The organism is Shewanella sp. FDAARGOS_354, assembly GCF_002209245.2.
GTDB lineage: Bacteria > Pseudomonadota > Gammaproteobacteria > Enterobacterales > Shewanellaceae > Shewanella > Shewanella xiamenensis.
Map to the genome: position 1 here is coordinate 1206901 of NZ_CP022089.2, position 21392 is coordinate 1228292.

The following is a 21392-nucleotide window of genomic DNA, read 5'->3' on the forward strand; positions in this document are numbered from 1 at the left end:
TGCTATTCACCAAAGAGTTCCACATCCCCACCACTCGGAAGATTTTTAATCCGTAAGCGGTATTCACTTTCCCTATCCATAATAGTGCTATTATGCATCGTCTTGATTTTTCTAACTTTAACTAATCCTGTTTCCGGGAAGAAGTACACTTTACGCGGGTAAATATCGAGTAAGTCCGCAGCGATGACGGGTATTTGCTCTATCTGCAAGTAATCCAACACAAATTCAGCATTACGCTCACCAATATTGTGTAATGTTAATCCTGATAGCATGTTGCCACCACCAAACACCTTCGCTTCAATGAACTGCCGTCTTGCACCTAATTTCAATAAATCATTGATCAGCAACTCCATCGCATAGACACCATAACGCGCTGATTCAGCTAAAATACCATTTCCATGATTATCACAACTGGGCAATAAAAAGTGATTCATGCCACCAATTTTCCGTTCGAGGTCATATAAGCAAACGGCAATACACGACCCTAATACAGTCACAATTAAGTTACCCTCCCGAGTGGCATAATATTCACCCGGCATAATTTTCACGGCTTCACAATCAAACAAGTGATCAAAATACCGATTTGGCCCTAGGGCAGGATATTCAATATTCGGTCTTAGCACTCGTTTTTCCCTTTACGGCCTGATAAGTAGTTTGTCCTACAGGGGTGAGGATCTGTGGAAACATATTGAAATTTTCAGAATGTCCCGCGATATATAACCCCTCTTCCGTTAGTGACAGCACCATATGTTTTAAAATGGCTTCTTGAGTTGCTTTATCGAAATAAATCATTACATTTCGGCAAAAAATAATATCGACGGGGGTTTTAATCGACCAAAAAGAATCAACTAAGTTGATTCGAGTAAACTGCAACATTTGCTTTAATTCCGGGATCACACGGACTTGACCGAGTTTCGCCCCTTTACCCCGCTGAAAAAATAACGTTTTACGCTCATCGCTCACCGTCTCAATACGCTCTATCGGATAAATCCCCGTCTGCGCTTTTTTTAAGACTGCACTGTCAATATCTGACGCTATTATCTCAATCGGCGTATTAAATCGACCAAAATGCTCAGCGACAACCATAGCTATTGAATAAGGTTCTTCACCCGTGCTACTTGCAGCACACCAGATCCGTTTTGTGTGTGGATGAGTCTGTAAATAGCGTTTTAACACCTCAAAATGATGCGGCTCACGAAAGAACGCGGTTTGATTAGTCGTGAGTGCATTAATAAATTCCTGGTGTTCGCATTCATTGGCTTGTAAATACTCTAAATAAGCCGTAAATCCCGATAATTTCAGTGCCCTAATTCGCCTCACTAATCGGCTATACACCATAGCGTCTTTACTGTCGGCTAATTTTATACCAGCGAACTGATACAGCAGGGTCTTCACCGCCTTAAAGTGAGCCAATGTAAACGCATATTCCTTACCTAGCGGTCTGAGATCACTCAATCAAAAGTCTTCCCATTCATCTTGATCGACTTTATTTAACCTAGGCTTAGGCGTCATTGCTTTAGGTTTCGTGGACACTCGTGCTAATGAGGGGGTTTTAGTCGCTATTTTTTTAAGCTCAGAGGTGCGGCCAATTACGCTTGTTTCCTCATCGACTTTGAAATTTGCCACACTATCAGCAAGTTGCTGCGCCTGAGATTGCATACTTTCAGCAGCCGCAGCGGCTTCTTCGACTAACGCCGCATTTTGCTGCGTCATTTCATCCATTTGCACAACGGCTTTGCCTATTTCATCGATACCAATCGCTTGCTCATTAGAGGCGGAGGCTATTTCCGCCATAATGTCGTTCACTCGTTTGATTGCAATGACAATTTCCTTCATGGTATCGCCGGATTTTCCGACGAGGCTATTGCCGCTCTCAATTTTACTGACCGAGTCAGAGATTAATGCCTTAATGTCTTTCGCTGCATTTGCAGAACGTTGAGCCAAGCTTCGCACTTCTGAGGCCACGACCGCAAACCCACGCCCCTGCTCACCGGCTCTGGCTGCCTCGACCGCAGCATTGAGCGCTAAGATATTGGTTTGAAAGGCAATACCATCGATCACACCAATAATATCGGCAATTTTGCGCGCGGATTCGTTGATTGACGCCATGGTTTGCACGACTTGCTGGATAAGCTCTCCCCCATCTTCAGCCACATCGGCAGCTTTTGAAGCTAACGCATTGGCTTGGCTGGCATTATCAGCATTTAATTTTACAGTTCCCGTTAACTCTTCCATGCTGGCGGAAGTCTCTTCGAGACTCGAGGCTTGCTCCTCTGTTCGACTGGACAGATCGGCATTACCTTGAGCGATTTCAGTAGATGCGGTATTGATGGTATCAGCTGCTTTTTGAATATCTCTTATCATATAAGAGAGCTTTTCAGCGGTTTGGTTTGAATAGTTTTTTAAATCATTAAAGGTGCCTTCATACTCGTTATAAATCCTCGTGGTCAAATCCCCTTCAGCCATGGCCATTAGCACACGAGCAACATCTTGTAATCCTCTATCAGAGGTTTCAATCAAAGCATTGAGGCTATTCGCTAACATTAAGAAAAAACCCTGCTTACTTTGACTATCAACACGTTGGGTAAAGTCTCCCGCAGCGGCTGCCCCAACGATCCGAGCAATTTCTTGTTCAACTTGTACTTCTTCAGTACGGTCGAGCCACTCAACAACTGTGCCTAACCGTTCACCTGACTTTGCAATAATCGGGCTTGCCGTTAGACGGAAATGACAACTCGCCACTTTGATCTGCGACTCATATTTACGATCGAGCTTGTCAAGCAGACTCGCTTGATGCGCCGGATTACGGTGGAAGATATCCATAGAACTACCGATGATCTTATCCACGGCGAAATGGGGTAAAACCTGGCGAATTTCACTTTCAGAGCGGCTTAACATGGCTTCAACTGAACGGTTCATATAAATAATGGTTCGATTGGCATCGGCGATCATCACATTGGTGCTTGTGTTATTGAGCGCTTCTAATATGCGTTGGGTTGCCCGTTCAGCTTCAATACTTTCAGTGCGGTCAATCCACTCAACACCAGTCCCTAAATGCTTATTATCACGGGAAATAATAGGTGTCAGTATCAATTTAAAGGTACGCTTACCAATGCTGATTTGTGCCGTATGTGGTTGTGTTAATCTTTCTAGCATATTGCGCTGATGAGCGGGATTAACATGGAAGATATCGATATTACTGCCAACGATCTTGGCAACGGAAAACTGGGGTAACTGTTTACGGATATCAGCCTCAGCCTCTGACAGCATATTCAGTACGGCTTTATTGGCGTAAATGATATTGCGCTCACTATCGGCAATCATGAAATTATTACCACTGTTATCGAGCAATTGGAAATAACGTTGGCGCTCTTCATCTCGACGTTGGCGCTCTTCGGTATTACCGAAAATATCTAAGATACCCATAGTGTTTACTCCTGCTCAGAAAGACTGTTTGTATCCATTAGCCCCAACTCATCACTGCTGATAAGAGCTTGAATATTGACCAAAATAATCATTTTTTCTTCAACGGTTGCGAGACCTTTGAGATAGCGACTATCAAAGGCAGCGCCAAATTGCGGGGCGGGTAAAATGGCTTCACTCGCCAGTTTAATGACATCTGAAACAGCATCGACCACGATGCCGACAATTCGGTCACAAACATTGAGCATAATCACTATCGTGAACTCATCATAAGTAGCTGTTCCGACATTAAATTTCATTCGTAAATCGACAATCGGTACGATATCACCACGCAGGTTAAGCACTCCTTTAATAAAACTGGGCGCATTGGCAATTTTTGTGACAGGCTCGTAACCTCTTATTTCTTTTACCGACATAATGTCCAATGCATAGTGTTCTTCACCCAGCACAAAACTTAAAAACTCTACTTCATCATGGGCACTAAATTCCGGTTTAGGGCCGAGCAATGTGCGACTTTCCATTAGCATGTCCTCAGTTAATGCTTAATATGCTGGGCCAGTGATTCCACATCGAGAATTAAAGCGACACTACCATCTCCCATAATGGTGGCTCCAGACACGCCAGGGATCCGACGATAATGTTTTTCAAGACTTTTAATCACAACCTGCTGCTGACCAACCAATGCATCAACAAACAATCCAAAACGTTTATTGTTGCTTTCAAGGAGCACCACAATGCCCTCTTCGGGACGCTTGGCAAACGGATCGATTTCCATCAATTGATGCAGGTTTAATAGGGGTAAATATTCTTCCCTGACTCGGATTAAACGCTCGTGAGCGAAGGACGTTAGCTGCTCATTATGGGGTTGTATTGATTCGATAATATGGACTAGCGGTAGAATATAGATTTGATTCCCCACACTCACACTCATCCCATCAACAATGGCTAAGGTCAGTGGCAATTGAATTTCAAAGGTAGCCCCATGACCCGCCACGGAATCGATATCGATTCGTCCGCCTAGTGCTTCAATATTTCGACGAACAACATCCATCCCGACACCACGGCCAGAAACATCAGTAATTTCCTTGGCGGTCGAAAATCCGGCGGTAAAAATCAGTTGCCAAATCAGTTTATCCGGCATGTTATCCGCAACTGGCATATTATTTTCTCGGGCTTTTTGTAAGATCCTCTCGCGATGTAATCCAGCACCATCATCGTGCACAGCAATGACAATACAGCCCCCCCGCTGACTTGCTTTAAGCGATAATTGGGCCGTTTCAGCTTTACCCAACGCACGCCTGACTTCTGGTTTTTCAATACCATGGTCTAAACTATTGCGTACTAGATGCGTGAGCGGATCGACCAGCTTTTCAATCATGCCCTTATCGATTTCCGTGTTGCCACCTTCGATCACGAGATTGACATTTTTGCCGAGTTGTTCTGATAAATCCCTGACTAATCGATGAAACCGGTTGAATACAAAGGAAACTGGCAACATTCGGACCGACATCACAGCCTCTTGCATCTCCCGCGTATTTCGCTCAAGTTCGACCAATGCAGTCTTAAGCCTTTCACCCAATTCACCCGACAGCTCATTACCAATGAGGGTCAACATTGACTGGGTAATAACCAATTCACCCGCAAGATTGACTAGGGTATCGATTTTGGAGGTTTCGACTCTTAATGTGGCATCTTGAGTGGTCGTGTTGACTTTTTTAGTCGCAACAATTGTTTGTGGTGATGTGACCGCAGAAGCCACATGCTGATTTGATGCATTTGAAGTAACCAAATCTGTGGGTTCTGTTTTTTCGGTTTGCGTGACTTTGCCTGTATAACGAGGCACTTTAGCACCGGAATGATGACTAATAGGCTCTGCAATTGGCTCAATGATGGGATGTGCTGGATTAGTTTTAATCTGCACTAAAGCATCAATTTCACTGTCAATGCTTTCAGCTGTTAAAGACTCAAAGAAACCAAAACCTAAGTCATCGTCAGGCGCTGTACTAAGTTGCTGACTATTTGTGACCGTTTTGCTTAAATCATCAATACTAATTTCTTTCGCAATATACGCTTCATCAAAAAAACCAAAATCTTGATTTTCAATGGCTAAGGTTAATTTGACATCATCTTCAAAAAAACCAAAGCCGAGATCATTCTCGTCACAGGCCTTGGGTAAAACCGTTGCTGTGTGTGGCACTGCTGTTTGAATTGGCGAAGTGAACGTTTCGTTAGAATGGGTAATCGAAAAAGGCTCACCATTTAATGCTGCAATTAATTGATTTTTAGCAAATTCAACCTGTTGCCAATCAATTGGTGAATCTTCACGATACAAGCTAAGAATGTGGGATAGCGTGTCAACCGTCTTCAAAAGTAAATCAATGACCCCGGAAGATAACTCAAATGTACCCTTTCTCACTTTATCGAGTAGGTTTTCCATTACGTGAGTGACACTGGTGAGCGCCGTAAAGCCAAAAATACCACTGCCTCCCTTAATAGAGTGCGCCGCTCGAAAAATAGTATTTAACTCCTCGGGATCTGGCGACTGAAGATCGAGGGCAATAAGCAGTTGCTCCATGCTTTCAAGATGCTCATGGCTTTCTTCAAAAAAGACTTGATGAAACTCAGCCATATTAATGGACATATTGCCCCCGATACCTTCAACCCAGCACTTTGGCGGTTATTGCTAATAATTTTTGCGGGTCAAAAGGCTTAACCATCCATCCCGTTGCACCAACCGCTTTTCCTTGGGCTTTCATATCTTCTCCCGCTTCAGTGGTTAGCATTATGATTGGGGTTCGCATATATGCGGACATCCCTCGCAAAGATTTAATTAAGGTTAAACCATCCATTCTCGGCATATTTTGGTCAGTCAAAATAAAATCAAATCGCTGGCTACTACACAAATCGAGAGCCTCTTGGCCATCTTTAGCCAAAGTGACTAGATAGTTTGCTGATTTCAGCGTGGCTTCAACCATCTGTCGAATGGCAGCAGAATCATCAACAATTAATATTTTTTTACTCATGCCCTATTCCATAACCACTTTAGTGATATTACCGGGAGAAATTAATTCATAGTGTTTACATAATTTTTTCACCAGTGATAAGCCTCGTCCAGAAAGTTCAGGATAATTTGAAATCGATTTATCAAAACCAGTAAATCCTTTGCCACTATCAGACACAGTGATCAACAGTTCATACCTGTCATTCCACGTTATGCTCACTTTTACCCAATCATTTGAAGTAAGCCTATCTGCGCAGCCATCTCTTATACTATGGTACAATTCAAAGCCTTCAGGATCATTTTTTAGTCTAGAATCTAATTTTAGTACACCATGGTCGATAGCATTACTAAATAACTCGGCCACTACCGTAAATACTCTTTGACAAAAATATGTCGCAAAACCAAATGCTGATAAAAACTGGTTGAGCATACTCAAGTAATCCGCACTTAGTAGCATAGGTCCTGATATCTTGATATCCCAATCAAACTCTCCATTCTTATTTGATAATAAATGCCTAACATCTTGAGAACGATACCAGTCATGAAGACGCTGAAAATCAAGAGTGCAAACACTAATATCATCAACAATATGATTATCCAGAGAATTATTATCAAAATTTTCTTTAAAAAAATAAGGCAAGGAGTCTAACTTTTCATGAAACAGAGCATTAAGTCGCTCCATACCAAACTGAGAGTTATCAAATAATGGCTGTTCAATTAATCCATCGCTATATAGACATGCATATCCTTCGTGCGGCAAATCAATCTCAACAATGTCTGCAATAAATGTATTTGGCGGTAAAATTCCAAGCGCCATATTCGTTGACTTAAACACTTTATTTAGCCACGAATTATTATCTTGAGATTGATTATTATGTCTGAGGTGAAGAAAAACAGGCGGCATACCACCATTCCAAACATAAAGTTTATTACGAAATAAATCGGCTTCAAGAAGAATGCAGGCAACAAATCTATCATCTGGATTTTCGTAAAATAATTTTTCATTAAGCTCATAGATTAAGGTTACTAGTGAAAAGCACTTATAAACCATAGCTTTAAATGTACTTGCCACTCGCATGATAGGCATTGCAGCACTAAGACCGTGACCTGTTGAATCAGCTAGCACCCGATTTCAGATAATAAGTGCGACATTCATGGAAAGGTGTAGAAGAGGAAGCCAACTGCTAAAAGTGGTACGCTCTTCTCGCCAAAGAAACAAGCAGTACTACCATGAATTATCAGCAGTTGACCGAAGGCAGAAGATACCAGATTTCTGCTCTTTTGGAACGGGGGATTTCAGTTTCTGAGATTGCTAAAACCGTTCAGTGCCATCGCTCCACGGTATATCGGGAGCTTAAACGTGGCAGCAAGGGCAGTCATTATTGCCCAAACGAAGCTCAGGTGTTATCACTCAAAAAACGCACATTAGCGCGTAAATACAGAATACCTCAGGAGCGTGTTGATTTTATCCGCCTCCTTTTAGAAGCGGATTGGAGTCCAGAGCAGATTTCCAGTGTATTAACTAAAGTCGGTGCCGCTGTCAGCTATGAGTGGATCTACCGATTTGTTGCGCAGGATAAACGCTCGGGTGGCAAGTTATATCGCCACTTGAGGCAAGGTCACAAGCGGTATCGTCGCGGTAAAAAAGAGAAAGCACCAGCGATCAAAAATGCGGTTTCTATCGATGATAGGCCAAGCATCGTTGACAGTAAGGAGCGATTTGGTGATTGGGAAATCGACACCGTATTAGGCAAGCACGGCACGGGGGCGATGGTGACTATTTTAGAGCGTAAAACACGATTTTACTTGGTGAAGAAAGTGCCATCCAAGTCAGCGGATGATGTCACTAGAGCAACCATAGAGCTACTCATGCCTTACAAGGAGCATGTCCATACCATCACGGCAGATAACGGGAGAGAGTTTGCAGGCCATGAAACCATCGCAAAGGAGTTGGAGGCTGATGTTTACTTTGCCCACCCTTATAGTTCTTGGGAGCGTGGAGCCAATGAGAATGCTAACGGTCTTTTAAGGCAATATGTGAAGAAAGGAACCGACCTAACAACGGTAACAGACAGTGATATTGAATTCGCTTTATCACGGATAAATTATCGACCGAAAAAGTGTTTAGATTTCAAGCAACCAGCGATTGTCTTTAAAGAAATGGTATTGGCTGCTTGATATTGGCGAGTGTCGCACTTCGCAGTTGAATTCGGGTATAATGAATAAATTACCGTTAGGTGAGACACTATTTAACAAAATATCGCCACTAAAATTCGCACTTGCTTGAGAAAATGACTTTATAAAGTCAAATTGGCTATTATCAACATTCACTAAATGCTCAAAAATATGACGAGCCAGTTGCTCTTCCCTTGCTTTTTCATAGAGCATTTTTTCGAGTTCAACACTTTGCTGCTTAACTTTTTCTTGCAATCTGATACGTGTTAATAAAATTTCAGCTTTATACCAAAACAATTCAACATTGATAGGTTTAACAACAAAATCCAATACCCCCATTTTAAAGCAATCTAAAAATGCCTGAGGTTCTTTCCTATCAGTTACAACGACAACTGGAATTTCCTTATTCAATTGACGAAGATTTTCTAGCAATGTCAACGCTGTACCATCGGACTGAAAGAAATTCACTAAAATCAAATCAATTCTGTTGATGGATATTTCAAAAAAAGCATCCTCAAGATTATCACAGATAATCACGTTATAACCTTTGCTATGAATAAAGTCACTGATAGACTGACTCACAACAGCATCATTATCGACAACCAATACAAAGTGATTAATTGCTGAGTGCTCTGACATAGCTAGGTTACTCGATGATATAAATTTTCTGCATGTTGGCGATGGTTAATATCTCCTCAGCTTGACCATGAGCTCCTTTTACTGATGTCGACATTCCCTTTTCTTGAGCTTTTCGATATAGCAGTACCATCATGCCTAACGCTGAACTATCAAGATATAACACTCGGCTAAAATCCAAAATAATATGATTAACGTCCTTAAGAGTTAAGATTTGTTGATAGTCTCGTGTAAAATTTTTGTGGTAATAAAAGTCAAATCGCTCTGGCAAGATAATGGTCTGAATGTTTGACATAATATAATATCCATTTAAAAGAGTTCGATTTCGCCACTCGTTATTTCATTCCTTGATACGGGATTATGTTTTTCATTTCGGTGCCGACTCATTTTTTCAGTCACGTCTTCACCGGTAATTCCAAACTCCTCATAAGACATAGCTGTGACTTGTTTGAGCGATTCTTTTAAATGATGTAATGCTTGATTGGTGTGTGACAAACTTTGAGAGGTTATATCACTAAATTGTAATCCCCTTATCGTATCTGAAATTGCTATTTCAAGTTCATGCGCAGATGAATCAATGCGCGCAATGACCTTAGAATCCTTTTCCGCCTTTACGATAATTTGTTTGAGTGCTGTATCAATATCTTTTTTGCATCAATAATATAACTCATATCCTGTGCGGCAACTTTACTTACATGCTGGGTGAGTTGTTCAATCTGATTCTGAATAGATCTCAGTTGTTTTTGAATACTTTCACTAAATCCAGAACTGCGGTTAGACAATGCACGCACTTCATCCGCCACGACCGCAAAGCCTCTACCCGCTTCCCCCGCACGCGCCGCCTCAATCGCGGCATTTAAAGCGAGTAAGTTTGTTTGAGAAGATATTTGATCGATATCCTGTAAGGCCTTCATCGCCTGCGGCATGGATTCGTAAATAAGATTAACTTTCTCAAGCAATTCCATTGTTGAGGCAGACATTTCTATGGTGGATTGAATAAAGCGTTCTAACGTTTGCGACGTATTATTCGCAAATTGTTTCATCTGCTCGGAGTGAAATATCTCAGCATCATCAGTACTTTTTACTAGATCAGAGATAAATCCCGTTTGCTCAGTCATCAGCCGGCCTAAGCCATCAAAAGAATCTCCGAGTAAATTAACCGCATCTTCCTGAACCCGAAGGACATTATGGATATTATTTTCACATTCACTAACAGTCGCAATCGCCTCTTGGTATAAGCGTTGGTGCGTTTGCCAACCAAGAGCGACGCCATCCCGTTGTTCTACTTGAGATATGCTAGACACCACCGAAGATTGCTGCTGACGGTAAAATTGCCAACATAACATCACGGCAACCGCCAACACCGGACTGAGGAGCCAAAGGGTAATAGACCCCACCAAGTAACCTATTGCTATTGCAAAGACTGCGATGATGCCATCCATGTATCTCATAAACACTTCACAATAATTTATCCGTGTGTAAAAAGTAGTTTGAGATTCAGGGGTTTTCAAACAAATACGGAAAAATTTTACTTTGTTGAGGGCGTGTTGACATTTCTTGATTAGATTATCTTCGCTCTGGCAAGCTTATACTCTCGTAACACGTCGACTCAGATGACGAGAGGCAAGGAGTAGACGTTTGCCATCTGCTGCCTTGTAGCATTTGGCAACCAAAATCTCCGCAAAGCCCACAGGTTTTCGCTTCTGTAGTCAGAGATCTCGCTGTTACTAAAAATGTTTCATTAAAGATAAAAATATGATGTTTACCGCATTTAACTTAATGATTTACTAATAAACTTACCGCGCAATACCTGAATCAAAACTGTGCAGCCCCACGTGCGTAGGTTACACTGGCAGCGTCTTCGTCTGGGATGGGATCATTTATGAGTCAACGTACACTACATTCCTTATTTAAACCCACATCCGTTGCCATCATTGGCGCCTCTAATAGCGAGAAACGAGCAGGTAATGTGCTAATGAAAAACCTGCTATCCAGCGGGTTTTCTGGGCCCATCATGCCCGTTACGCCCAAATATCGCGCGGTTATGGGCGTGCTTGCCTATCCCAACATTGAAGCCTTACCGATAAAACCCGACCTCGCGGTGATTTGTACTCGTGCTAGCCGTGTACCCGCGATTGTCGAAACTCTCGCGCAATTTGGCTGTAAAGTGGCAATTATTATGGCTTCTGGGATGGCGCAGGAAGTCAACGATGATGGTGTAAGCTTACTCGACCTAGCCATGCAACATGCCAAACGTTATGGCATGCGTATCCTTGGTCCTAATAGTTTAGGGATGCTTTTACCGCCCTTAGGACTCAATGCTAGCCTTGCCCATGCGAGTGCCTTACCCGGCAAAATTGCGTTTGTATCCCAATCAGCGGCAATATGCACCACAGTGCTCGATTGGGCAAATAACAAAGGGATTGGCTTTTCGTCTTTTATTTCCCTTGGCGATGCCACTGATATTAACTTCGATGAACTGCTCGATTATCTCGGCCGCGATAGCCGTACCACTGCCATTATGCTGTATATCGACTCAGTTAATGAGAAGCGCCATTTTCTCTCTGCTGCCCGAGCAGCCTCGCGTAATAAACCGATTTTAGTGATTAAATCGGGCCGCAGCGCCGAAGGCGTACGGGCCGCGAAACAACATACGGGCGGTATCGGTGGTAATGATGCTGTGTATGAAGCCGCCTTTAGGCGCGCGGGGATGCTGAGGGTAAATGATTTAATAGAACTTTTTGCCGCGGTTGAAAGCCTTGCCCACTCCAATCCACTGCAGGGAGAGCGATTAGGTATTATCAGTAATGGTGGCGGGCCCGCGGTATTAGCCGTCGATGAACTGATCCTCCGCGGCGGGAAATTAGCAGAATTATCCCCAGACACGCTTGCTAAGCTTGATGCAGTACTGCCCTCGACGTGGTCGAAGCAAAATCCGGTGGATATTATCGGTGATGCGAATGCTAGCCGCTATGCCAATGCGCTCTCCATCCTAATGGATAGTGAGGAATTAGATGCCATTTTAGTATTGCATTCGCCCTCAGCCCTTGGTGAAAGTGTCGAGATTGCCGATGCCTTAATTAAAGTTATCCACGCGCATCCGAAGAAAAACCGTTTAAATATCCTCACCAACTGGAGCGGTGAAGACTCGGCCTATCAAGCCCGCAAACGCTTTACCAAGGGCGGCATCTCCACCTATCGCACCCCCGAAGGGGCAGTAGGCGCCTTTATGCATATGGTGGAATATCGTCGCAATCAAAAACTGCTACAGGAAGTGCCGCAGTCGATCCCCGACAATATTCCGACCGATAGCCAAACAGCGCGAAAATTGCTGCAAGCGGCGCAGGCCAAGGGTAAAGCGGTACTCGAAACCCATGAAGCCAGCCCGATTTTGCGCGCCTATGGCCTCAATACTATCGACACTTGGTTTGTCAAAGATGCTGATGAGGCCGTCGCTATAGCCAATGAGGCAGGTTACCCCCTTGCGCTCAAGGTGCAATCACCCAATATTTTGCATAAATCCGATGTTCACGGGGTGATGCTTAATCTGACCTCGGAGGAAGACATTCGCCATGCCGCGAATGCAATTACCCAGCGGGTACATCAGGCCAATCCGGACGCCATTATCGAAGGCATGATAGTACAAAAGATGGCACTGACTGCGGGCGCGCAGGAAATCCGTGTCGCCGTGATTAGCGATCCCGTCTTTGGCCCAGCCATCTGTTTGGGTGAAGGCGGCTCAGAATGGGATCCGACTCAGGATGCGGCGGTTGCTTTGCCTCCACTCAATATGGCACTGGCCCGTTATATGGTCATCCAAGCCCTAAAAACCCATAAGTTAAAAGATCGGCATTTGCCACTAGGGCTTGATATGAACGCCCTATGCGTGATGCTGACGCAAATATCCCACATAATTATCGACTGTCCAGAGATTGCGGCGCTGGATCTCAACCCTGTACTGGCGGCGGGGGAAAACATTACCCTGCTCGATGTGAATATCCGCCTACACGATGCCAATACGGATAATCCCTCTCGACTTGCCATCATGCCCTACCCCAAAGAGTTAGAAGAATTTGCCGAGCTAAAAAATGGCCTCAGAGTGATGCTTCGCCCCATTCTTCCCGAGGATGAGCCTAAACATTTGGCCTTTGATAACTCCCTCTCCGATGAGGACAGATATAAACGCTATTTTGGCGTACGCTCGAAAATGACCCACGAGGAAATGGCGGTATTGACTCAAATCGATTATGCCCGCGAAATGGCCTTTATCGCTACGGCCAAAGGACCGGACGGTGATGACATTACCTTAGGCGCGGTAAGGGCCTCCATCGACCCCGATAATACCGAGGCAGAATTTGCTATGGCGGTACGGGGGGATCACCAAGGCATTGGGCTAGGTAAACTGCTGCTTGAAAAATTGATTAAATACTATCAAGCCAATGACACCCCTGTGCTTACAGGCTTTACCATGTTTGAAAACCGCAATATGGCAAGTCTTGCTAAAAGCCTAGGCTTTAAGGTGACCTTCGATATGGAAGAGCATCTAATCAAAATGCATATGGACCTCAAAAGTAACAGCCCTGTCAATACATGATATACCTAGGGTATGTTGACGTTTTAGGGTTATTTTTGCAGCAATTTGGCGGGCGTTTATGCAAGGCAAAGTCCGTGTAGTTATTCTACATAAACGGACGATAATGCGGCAGAAACGCCAGCTAAATGCTTCCTCAAGGGTTCGACTTACTTCCTGCCATAAGAGCCGTTCGTCATTTGAGTAGAATAACGACACAGCATTCCTCGTTTCGCGAGCACGTACTGCCGGAACGATCAACATTTAATCTCGAAACGTCAACACACCCTAATGTCTTACAAATAATAAGTGCCGCTTATGCGACACTTATTCTTTGTGATGATCGCAGGTGACTCACATTATTGATCCTGCCAAATCATTACCTGTGCGGGTTCACCATTGGTGCGGGTTGCACGGTACATCCCCTCAGTATTAAAGGGGGTAGCAACATTGCCTCGATGATCAACCGCAATCACCCCACCAGAACCGCCCGCCGTGATAAGACGTTGATTAATCACTTCATCCGCCGCTTGAATAATGGATTTTTGCTGGTATTTCACCTTGGCGCAGATATCGCCCGCCACTTGGTAGCGAATAAAAAACTCACCGTGACCCGTTGCAGATACAGCGCAAACGCCGTTTTCCGCATAAGTGCCCGCACCAATCACTGGCGAATCCCCGATCCGGCCAAAGCGCTTAGCCGTCATGCCGCCGGTGGATGTCCCCGCCGCTAAGTTACCGTTTTTGTCTAAAGCGACTGCGCCAACGGTGCCAAATTTATAATCGAGATCTTTCATCTCAATGCCTGCAATTTGCTCGGACTTTTCAGCCGCCTGCAAGTTTTGTCTGGCATCGAGTAATTGCTGATAACGGGCATCGCTATCAAAATGGCTGTTAGGTACCAGCGTAAAACCTTGAGTCAAGGCAAACTCCTCAGTACCCGCGCCCGAGAGCATCACATGCTCGGACTTATTCATCACCGCTATAGCTAAATCGATTGGATTAGCAATATGGCGTACACCTGCCACAGCGCCTGCATTCATGGTTTTACCATCCATGATAGAGGCATCTAACTCATGACCACCATCATAGGTGTAAACCGAACCGACACCGGCGTTAAACAATGGGCTGTTTTCCAATACATTGATGGCTGTTTGTACGGCAAGTATGCTATCGCCACCCTGTTCTAATATTTTTGAGCCCTTATCGACGGCTTCTTTTAGTTTATCTTTATAGGCTTGTCGCAGTTCAGGCGTGAGATTGGCTTTAGAAATCGTGCCTGCGCCACCGTGGATCGCAATGGCAAAAGGTTTTTCATTTGCTTGGGTATTTTGTGACATAAAAAGTGCACTCGAGAGAATTAAACTAAAGGTGGCTAATTTTATTTTCATTATTTACATCCCCTTAAACAGTAACGTCCTTTGTAACCATTTCAATGACTAATTTCAATCATCTCCTTGCCTGTTAACGCTATTCTGGCGACAATGAAGTCACATCACAGGGACTATAAAGTGCAGCGATTCTTGCAAATTACCTCATTATCTTTTCGTCTTCATTTGCTACTGAGTCTAAGTTTAGTGGCATCAGCGACTATGGCCGCTGATAACTTTTTAACGCTTTCAGTCAATGGGGTCGACGAAGCCCTGAAACGTAATATTCTCGCCCACTTAGGTGCAATGCCTGACTCCGAAGTGCAGCGTCGAGCCTTCTTATTTAATGTGGAAGACAATGTTACCACCGCCCTCGAGTCTATGGGGTATTACCATGGAGAGTTGGAGGAACATTTAGTCGAGAAAGAGAAAGGTCCTTGGGAACTCAAGCTTACGGTCAATGCAGGTGAACCGGTTAAAATTCAATGGGTCGATATTAATTTTTCAGGCGAAATGCTTGACGACCGAGCCTTCGACAAATGGCTTGCTGAGGTCAATATTAAGCCCGGTGATACGCTAAACCACGGCATATATTCGGATGTCAAATCTCAACTGGTGACGCTCGCCCTCGCGCGAGGCTATTTCGATGGCGAATTTACAGAATCACAGATTAACATCAACCGCGATTTAAACACCGCCCAAATCAGCCTGCATTTTAACTCTGGCGCACGTTACCATTTTGGCCAAGTCAGTTTTGAAGGTCATACCTTAGAGCCGGATATTCTCACCAAACTTATCCCCTTTAAGGAAGATGCGGCCTATTCGACTCGCAGAGTCAGCGCCCTTAACCGTCAATTGCTGGATACGGGTTATTTTTCCAATATTAAAGTGATCCCACAGCTCGATCAGGCAAAAGATAATCAACTGCCCGTCAAGGTAGAGTTGACCGATAAAGCCAGCCATTCCATCGAATTAGGCTTAGGTGGTGATATCGGCCAAAGCGCAGATAAGACCTTCGATCCTAGGGTGCGTGTTACTTGGCGAACCCCGCAGATCAATAAATACGGCCATTCCCAAGAAACCAGTTTGGAGTGGTCGCCAGACAGGCCCAAGTTTTTAACCACTTATACCATTCCACTGACGCATCCCTTAGACGATCAACTCAAAATTCGTTTAGGATTGTTGCGGGATAAATATGGGGTTACACAAGTTTACGAGCCTGAAAATCGTGATTTTCGCAACACAGGGCAGCTAGAAGCGACCAAGTATTTACTCGGTCTATTAAGACAGCAACGGCTGGAAAATCAATGGCTCATGAGCTATTCCCTCGATGCCATTCGTGAAGAATATACTCAGTCAGATATCAACTACAGCCCCAGTTTTTACCTTGCGGGGATTAACTTTTCTAAAACTACCCGTGGCGATAACACCCTCGATCCCAAATCCGGTTTTAGGCAAATATACAGCCTAGATTATGCCGATCCTTATCTAGGCTCAGAAACACGCCTTGCCCGCTTGCAGGCAAAATTTAAGTGGATTGACACCTTTTTTGATAACCACAGAATCGTGGCGCGTATGGATCTCGCCGCCAACCTTGCCAATGAAAATGAGTTAGCCTTGATCCCACCATCACTGCGTTACTTTGCAGGTGGTGACCAAACCATTCGCGGCTATGGCTATCAAGAGTTAGGCCCTTATCTGGACTATATCGATGCCGATGGCAAGGTCAATCGGGAGGTTATCGGTGGCCGTTACTTAATGGTTGGTAGTTTGGAATATCAATATTACGTTACACCAACATGGCGGGTTGCTACCTTTGTCGATGCGGGTAACGCTTTTGATAACAATCAGTTTGAGCCAGTTATCGCCGTAGGCGGTGGTATCCATTGGATATCCCCCATCGGCCCAATTAAGTTGGATTTAGGGGTAGGTTTGAAAGAGACAGACACTATCGACCGCTCATGGCGTATTCACTTAACCATGGGGACAGAATTATGAGTCAGCCCCCAATTCATGAGCCCAATACATCCGCTCAACATGAAAATCAAACGCATGAGCCACAAACTGTGGAACAAAACCCAACTTGTGTTCCGCCTAAAACCCTAAAGCTGCGCCTATGGCAAATATTTAAACTCTTTACGCGCATTATTGTTTACGTCCCCTTAACTCTCTTGGTGATGATGGCATTACTGCTGGGGACTGAAATTGGCTCACGGATCAGTGTCGGCTTAGCCGATAAATTTGTGCCCGATCTGGCGCTCACCTACACCTCAGGCTCCTTAAATAAGGATCTCACCTTAGCCCACGCCAGTTGGTCGATGGAAGGGATTAACGTTGAGCTCAAGAATTTACATTTGGCGTGGCAACCCACTTGTTTGCTACAAAAACAACTGTGTGTGAATGCTTTAACGGCGAGCCAAATCGATGTCAATATCGATACCGAGGCCTTAAGCTCAGGTTCCACTGAAGACGACGTTACCCCCGAAAATGATGAGCCGAGTGAACTGGTTCTGCCCTTTGGGATAAAGCTCGACAGCGCCGAACTGAACAACATCAATATTGCGGTCGATAAGATGCGCTTTTCGGCCAATCATATTCAGACCGCCGCGACTTGGTTTGCCGAAGGACTGACGGTTGAGCAGCTTAGCAGTGAAGGCTTGGCTGTGTTAATTCCTACCGAAGACAGCCCTGTGCTAGACACACAGGCCACAGATCCTCAAGGCGCAAGTATTCAAGTCACAGATACTCAAATCACAGGCACACAAGTCACTGACACCAAGGCAGCCGAGACAGCTGCAACTGCAGCGGCGACAGCAAGTGCTAAAGCTTCAGCGGATAAGCCCATTGCTAATAAGGGAGCTACGGCGCAAACGCCAGCGAATACCCAGGCTGAAAAGCAAATTGATAAAAACGCCGATAAGCAAACATCTACAGAGGAATGGGCACTTGCCCATTTGCCGCAGGTGTTTATGCCTTTTCCGGTGGATGTAAAGCAACTTAGCTTAGACAACAGCCGTTTGCAGATTGGGCCACGCGAAGATCTGTTTAGCCATATTGAGCTTCAGGGGCAATTTGCCAAGTATCAGTTAACCCTTGATAAACTGCAACTTGGCCACAGTTATGGAGATCTTTCTGTGGTGGGCCAACTCGCCCTCGAACAGGACTATCCGCTCGCGCTTGAGGTTAAGGCCAATGTGACTCAGGTTGCCGAGTTGCCGGAGCTGACACATCAACAATTAAGCCTCACGCTTAGCCAAAGTGTCGGACAACTCGGTATTCAAGCCCTTGCAAAAGGAGATGTCGATTTTAGTCTCAATGGGCAATTGACCCTGAAAGATCCCACGCTTCCCTACAAGGTCAAACTGGAGAAAGCCCGCGCACAGTGGCCACTGCAACATGCCGAGTATCTCGTCAGCGATCTTAACCTCGACAGCCAAGGCTCCCTTACTCAACAAGCCGCAATACTCAAAGGAAATGTCACCACACCTTTTCATAAAATGTTAGCCATTAGCGGTGAACTCCATCATCAAGATGCGAAACTCGATATTAAGCAGTTTAATGCTAAGGGCGAGCTAGGTTCGATCGATGTGACTGGTGAGCTAGATTACGCTAAGGCGATCAATTGGAAAGCCAAGGTATTGCTCGATAACCTGAAATTACAGGAAATCACCCTGCCAGAAATAGCGCAGATGCCAGAATCAACGCCAAATAAGGACACGAACACACCGAGCACAAATACCGATAAGGCGATGCCTGCCACTGCAAGCAGCAGCCTGCCAAACAGTTTAATCTCTGGACAATTACAGACCACGGGACGTTTGTTAGATAAACAGTGGCAAGTTGCTCTAGCGGACACTCAACTGTCGGGCAGCTTGCAGGGATATCCATTTGATATCACCGCCGATGTCAGTATCAACGATAAACTGTATATCAGCGCCAAAGGGGTCAATGCCAAGGTACTGGGTTCCACCTTAACTTTAGCGGGAGAAACCAACAAAACCTGGAACATTAAGGGTAAGCTGCAAGTCCCCGACTTTGGTTTATGGCTACCCCAAGCCAGCGGCCAATTGCAGGCCGATATCAATGTCACTGGGGATGAAAAACATCCACAGCTTGAGTTAACCGCGCAACTGGTCGATCTGGTGCACCAAAATATTAAGCTGAGGGAATCCACGCTCAAAGCCTACTATAAGCCTTTGGATGCACACGAATTTGCCCTATCGCTCAAGTCTAAGGCGCTACAACTCGGTTCACAGAATCTAGATACCGTCACCTTTGGCAGTAAGGGCGATATTCAAAACCAAAAACTGACCCTAAGTGCCACTGGGGATTTGGGGCTCGAGCTTGGCGTGACCAGTCAATACGATATGAAAAAATCTCGACTACAAGCTCAAGTGAATAAAATTAACTTGGCAACTCCTGTTGGTCGCTGGGAAATAGATAAAGATATCCTTGTTGCATGGGATCAAAATACAACCAAAGGCAATGTCAGTCCCTTCTGTCTAGTCAACCCTAACAGTAAGATTTGTTTAGATAATCAAATCTCGCTAGGTAAAAAAGGCGAGGTGCAACTAAGTTATGCTGGTAATCTTGGTAAACTTTTAGCCCCAGTATTACCAAGCAATATGGATTGGGATGGTCGCTCTTCGCTATTGGCAAACTTTGCTTGGACCGCAGGGCGAAAACCCACGGCGAATGTCGATTTTAACTTCGATCCCGGTAGCATCAAACTCAAACGCGCCAAAAATCGCGAAGTCACCATTAAATATCAGCAACTTGCTTTAAAAGCTAACTTAGATGCCAAACGACTAATGTCGTCTATCAACTTTGAGTCACAGGACGTGGCAAGCTGGCAAAGTGAACTCACTGTTAACGTGACGCCTGACCGCTCGTTGTCGGGTTATGCCAATATCACACAAATTAACCTTCAACCTCTTGGCGAATTTTTCCCACAGCTCAATACCCTAGAAGGCTTACTGACTAGCAAATTAAACTTTGCTGGTACCCTAGATGCCCCCGAAGTATCGGGTAATGTTTCGCTCACTCAAGGAGCTCTTGCACTGACAGCGAACCCTACCCTTATCAATAAAATTGATCTGTCGATGGATCTTGGCGGTCAGCAGGCATCCCTTAAAGGTCGCTGGATGATGGGCAATGGTTTAGGCCGAATTACGGGACAAATGCGTTGGCCTCAAGGGCAGTTTAGCGGAGAACTTGCCGTCAAAGGCGATAAACTGGCGGTGATCCAACCACCACTCGCACTCTTAGATGTATCGCCCGATCTCACGATTGCTTTTAGCAGCCAACAACTTGAAGTCAAAGGGGTAGTCGATGTTCCCTCGGGTAATATTAAGATAGTGCAACTGGCTGAGGGTGGTGTAGCCTTGTCAGAGGATGTCGTTTTCAATGACTCAATTGCCGCCGCGCAACCTAAAGCCAGCCCCTATGCCATTGTGGCCGACCTGAATATTAACGTTGGCAACGATCTTAAAATCGATGGTATGGGCCTCAAAGGTAAGCTACAGGGAACCTTAAAACTTCAGCAACAGGCGTTTCGCCCACCCCTGTTATTTGGAGATATTAAGGTCAAACAAGGCAACTATAAGTTTATGGGGCAAACGCTGAAAATCCGTACGGGTGAAGTGCAATTTGTAGGCCCACCTTCTGTCCCTAATTTAAATATTGAAGCAATTCGGGAAATTAAGAGCGAAGATCTGGTCGCGGGAGTGCGCGTCACTGGTACTCCAACTCGGCCGGTGGTCACCCTTTTCTCTAATCCTGCCAAGGAACAAGCCGAAATTCTGTCTTATATTATTAAAGGCAGCGGGTTCAACAGTACCAATAATGAGCAGAACAACTCCTTGATGATGGGAGCTGCGCTGGGACTCAGTGCTCAGGTTGGTGGCGGTGGCGCAATTAATAATATTGGAAATACAGCAGCGGGCATTATCGAAGAATTTGGTTTCTCTAACGTGCAACTCGATACTAATGATGAGGGCCGCGTTGCCATCAGTGGTTTTATCGGTGATAACCTTATAGTCAAATACGGTGTTGGCGTATTCAATCCTGGATATGAGATGACTGTCAGATATTACCTGTTATCCCAACTCTATCTTGAAACCGTATCCGGTACCTTAGGGCAATCCCTCGATATCTATTACAATTTCAATATCAAGTAGTGCTTGGCTAGAACGCAGACACAATAGTGAGCTACATG

At 44.7% G+C, this 21392-nt stretch carries 14 protein-coding genes and 1 pseudogene; 4 read left to right on the plus strand and 11 right to left on the minus strand.

Going from position 1 to position 21392, the window contains the following annotated elements:
- Nucleotides 1-2 precede the first annotated feature (2 nt).
- The 7 genes and pseudogenes from cheD to CEQ32_RS05560 all read right to left on the minus strand — a co-directional run.
- Nucleotides 3-623 carry a chemoreceptor glutamine deamidase CheD gene (cheD, locus tag CEQ32_RS05530; RefSeq protein WP_037418018.1) on the minus strand — a complete coding sequence of 207 codons (621 nt, stop codon included), beginning with the start codon at nt 621-623 and terminating at the stop codon, nt 3-5.
- On the minus strand, nt 604-1455 hold the full coding sequence (locus CEQ32_RS05535) for a CheR family methyltransferase (RefSeq protein ID WP_055647834.1): 852 nt from the start codon (nt 1453-1455) through the stop codon (nt 604-606). Before CEQ32_RS05535 ends, cheD begins: the two co-directional genes overlap by 20 nt.
- On the minus strand, nt 1456-3426 hold the full coding sequence (locus CEQ32_RS05540; RefSeq protein WP_088585659.1) for a methyl-accepting chemotaxis protein: 1971 nt from the start codon (nt 3424-3426) through the stop codon (nt 1456-1458).
- Between the two features lie 5 nt (nt 3427-3431).
- Nucleotides 3432-3944, minus strand: a complete 513-nt coding sequence (locus CEQ32_RS05545; protein ID WP_037418008.1) for a chemotaxis protein CheW — start codon at nt 3942-3944, stop codon at nt 3432-3434.
- A 14-nt stretch (nt 3945-3958) separates the two neighbouring features.
- Nucleotides 3959-6064 carry a chemotaxis protein CheA gene (locus tag CEQ32_RS05550; RefSeq protein WP_122040743.1) on the minus strand — a complete coding sequence of 702 codons (2106 nt, stop codon included), beginning with the start codon at nt 6062-6064 and terminating at the stop codon, nt 3959-3961.
- A 16-nt stretch (nt 6065-6080) separates the two neighbouring features.
- Nucleotides 6081-6446 (minus strand): response regulator, encoded by a 366-nt coding sequence (locus CEQ32_RS05555; RefSeq protein WP_037418002.1) that lies wholly within the window; start codon nt 6444-6446, stop codon nt 6081-6083.
- A gap of 3 nt (nt 6447-6449) precedes the next feature.
- Nucleotides 6450-7550: pseudogene (locus CEQ32_RS05560) on the minus strand (SpoIIE family protein phosphatase); the annotation flags it as partial.
- A gap of 104 nt (nt 7551-7654) precedes the next feature.
- Between CEQ32_RS05560 and CEQ32_RS05565 the strand changes: the two are divergent.
- Nucleotides 7655-8602, plus strand: coding sequence for an IS30 family transposase (locus tag CEQ32_RS05565; RefSeq protein ID WP_055647838.1), 948 nt, complete (start codon nt 7655-7657; stop codon nt 8600-8602).
- Here the strand turns inward: CEQ32_RS05565 and CEQ32_RS05570 are convergent.
- The 3 genes from CEQ32_RS05570 to CEQ32_RS23255 all read right to left on the minus strand — a co-directional run bounded on the left by CEQ32_RS05570 (nt 8549) and on the right by CEQ32_RS23255 (nt 10686).
- Nucleotides 8549-9238 carry a response regulator gene (locus CEQ32_RS05570; protein ID WP_226871875.1) on the minus strand — a complete coding sequence of 230 codons (690 nt, stop codon included), beginning with the start codon at nt 9236-9238 and terminating at the stop codon, nt 8549-8551. The genes CEQ32_RS05565 and CEQ32_RS05570 overlap by 54 nt on opposite strands.
- A gap of 7 nt (nt 9239-9245) precedes the next feature.
- Nucleotides 9246-9530, minus strand: coding sequence for an STAS domain-containing protein (locus CEQ32_RS05575; protein ID WP_037429105.1), 285 nt, complete (start codon nt 9528-9530; stop codon nt 9246-9248).
- Nucleotides 9531-9846: 316 nt separating this feature from the next.
- Nucleotides 9847-10686 carry a methyl-accepting chemotaxis protein gene (locus CEQ32_RS23255; RefSeq protein WP_413776996.1) on the minus strand — a complete coding sequence of 280 codons (840 nt, stop codon included), beginning with the start codon at nt 10684-10686 and terminating at the stop codon, nt 9847-9849.
- 431 nt (nt 10687-11117) lie between these two features.
- On the opposite strand from CEQ32_RS23255, the gene CEQ32_RS05585 reads away from it, so the two are divergent.
- A complete protein-coding gene (locus CEQ32_RS05585; protein ID WP_088585661.1) occupies nt 11118-13829 on the plus strand; it encodes a bifunctional acetate--CoA ligase family protein/GNAT family N-acetyltransferase in 2712 nt (903 codons plus the stop codon).
- A 335-nt stretch (nt 13830-14164) separates the two neighbouring features.
- Here the strand turns inward: CEQ32_RS05585 and CEQ32_RS05590 are convergent, their stop codons facing one another.
- Nucleotides 14165-15196 (minus strand): isoaspartyl peptidase/L-asparaginase family protein, encoded by a 1032-nt coding sequence (locus CEQ32_RS05590; protein WP_055648380.1) that lies wholly within the window; start codon nt 15194-15196, stop codon nt 14165-14167.
- A gap of 120 nt (nt 15197-15316) precedes the next feature.
- Here CEQ32_RS05590 and CEQ32_RS05595 point away from each other — a divergent pair, with 120 nt between their 5' ends.
- A complete protein-coding gene (locus tag CEQ32_RS05595) occupies nt 15317-17173 on the plus strand; it encodes an autotransporter assembly complex protein TamA (RefSeq protein WP_037429113.1) in 1857 nt (618 codons plus the stop codon).
- Nucleotides 17170-21354, plus strand: a complete 4185-nt coding sequence (locus CEQ32_RS05600; RefSeq protein WP_088585662.1) for a translocation/assembly module TamB domain-containing protein — start codon at nt 17170-17172, stop codon at nt 21352-21354. The genes CEQ32_RS05595 and CEQ32_RS05600 overlap by 4 nt, the downstream gene beginning before the upstream one ends.
- The last annotated feature ends 38 nt before the right edge of the window (nt 21355-21392 follow it).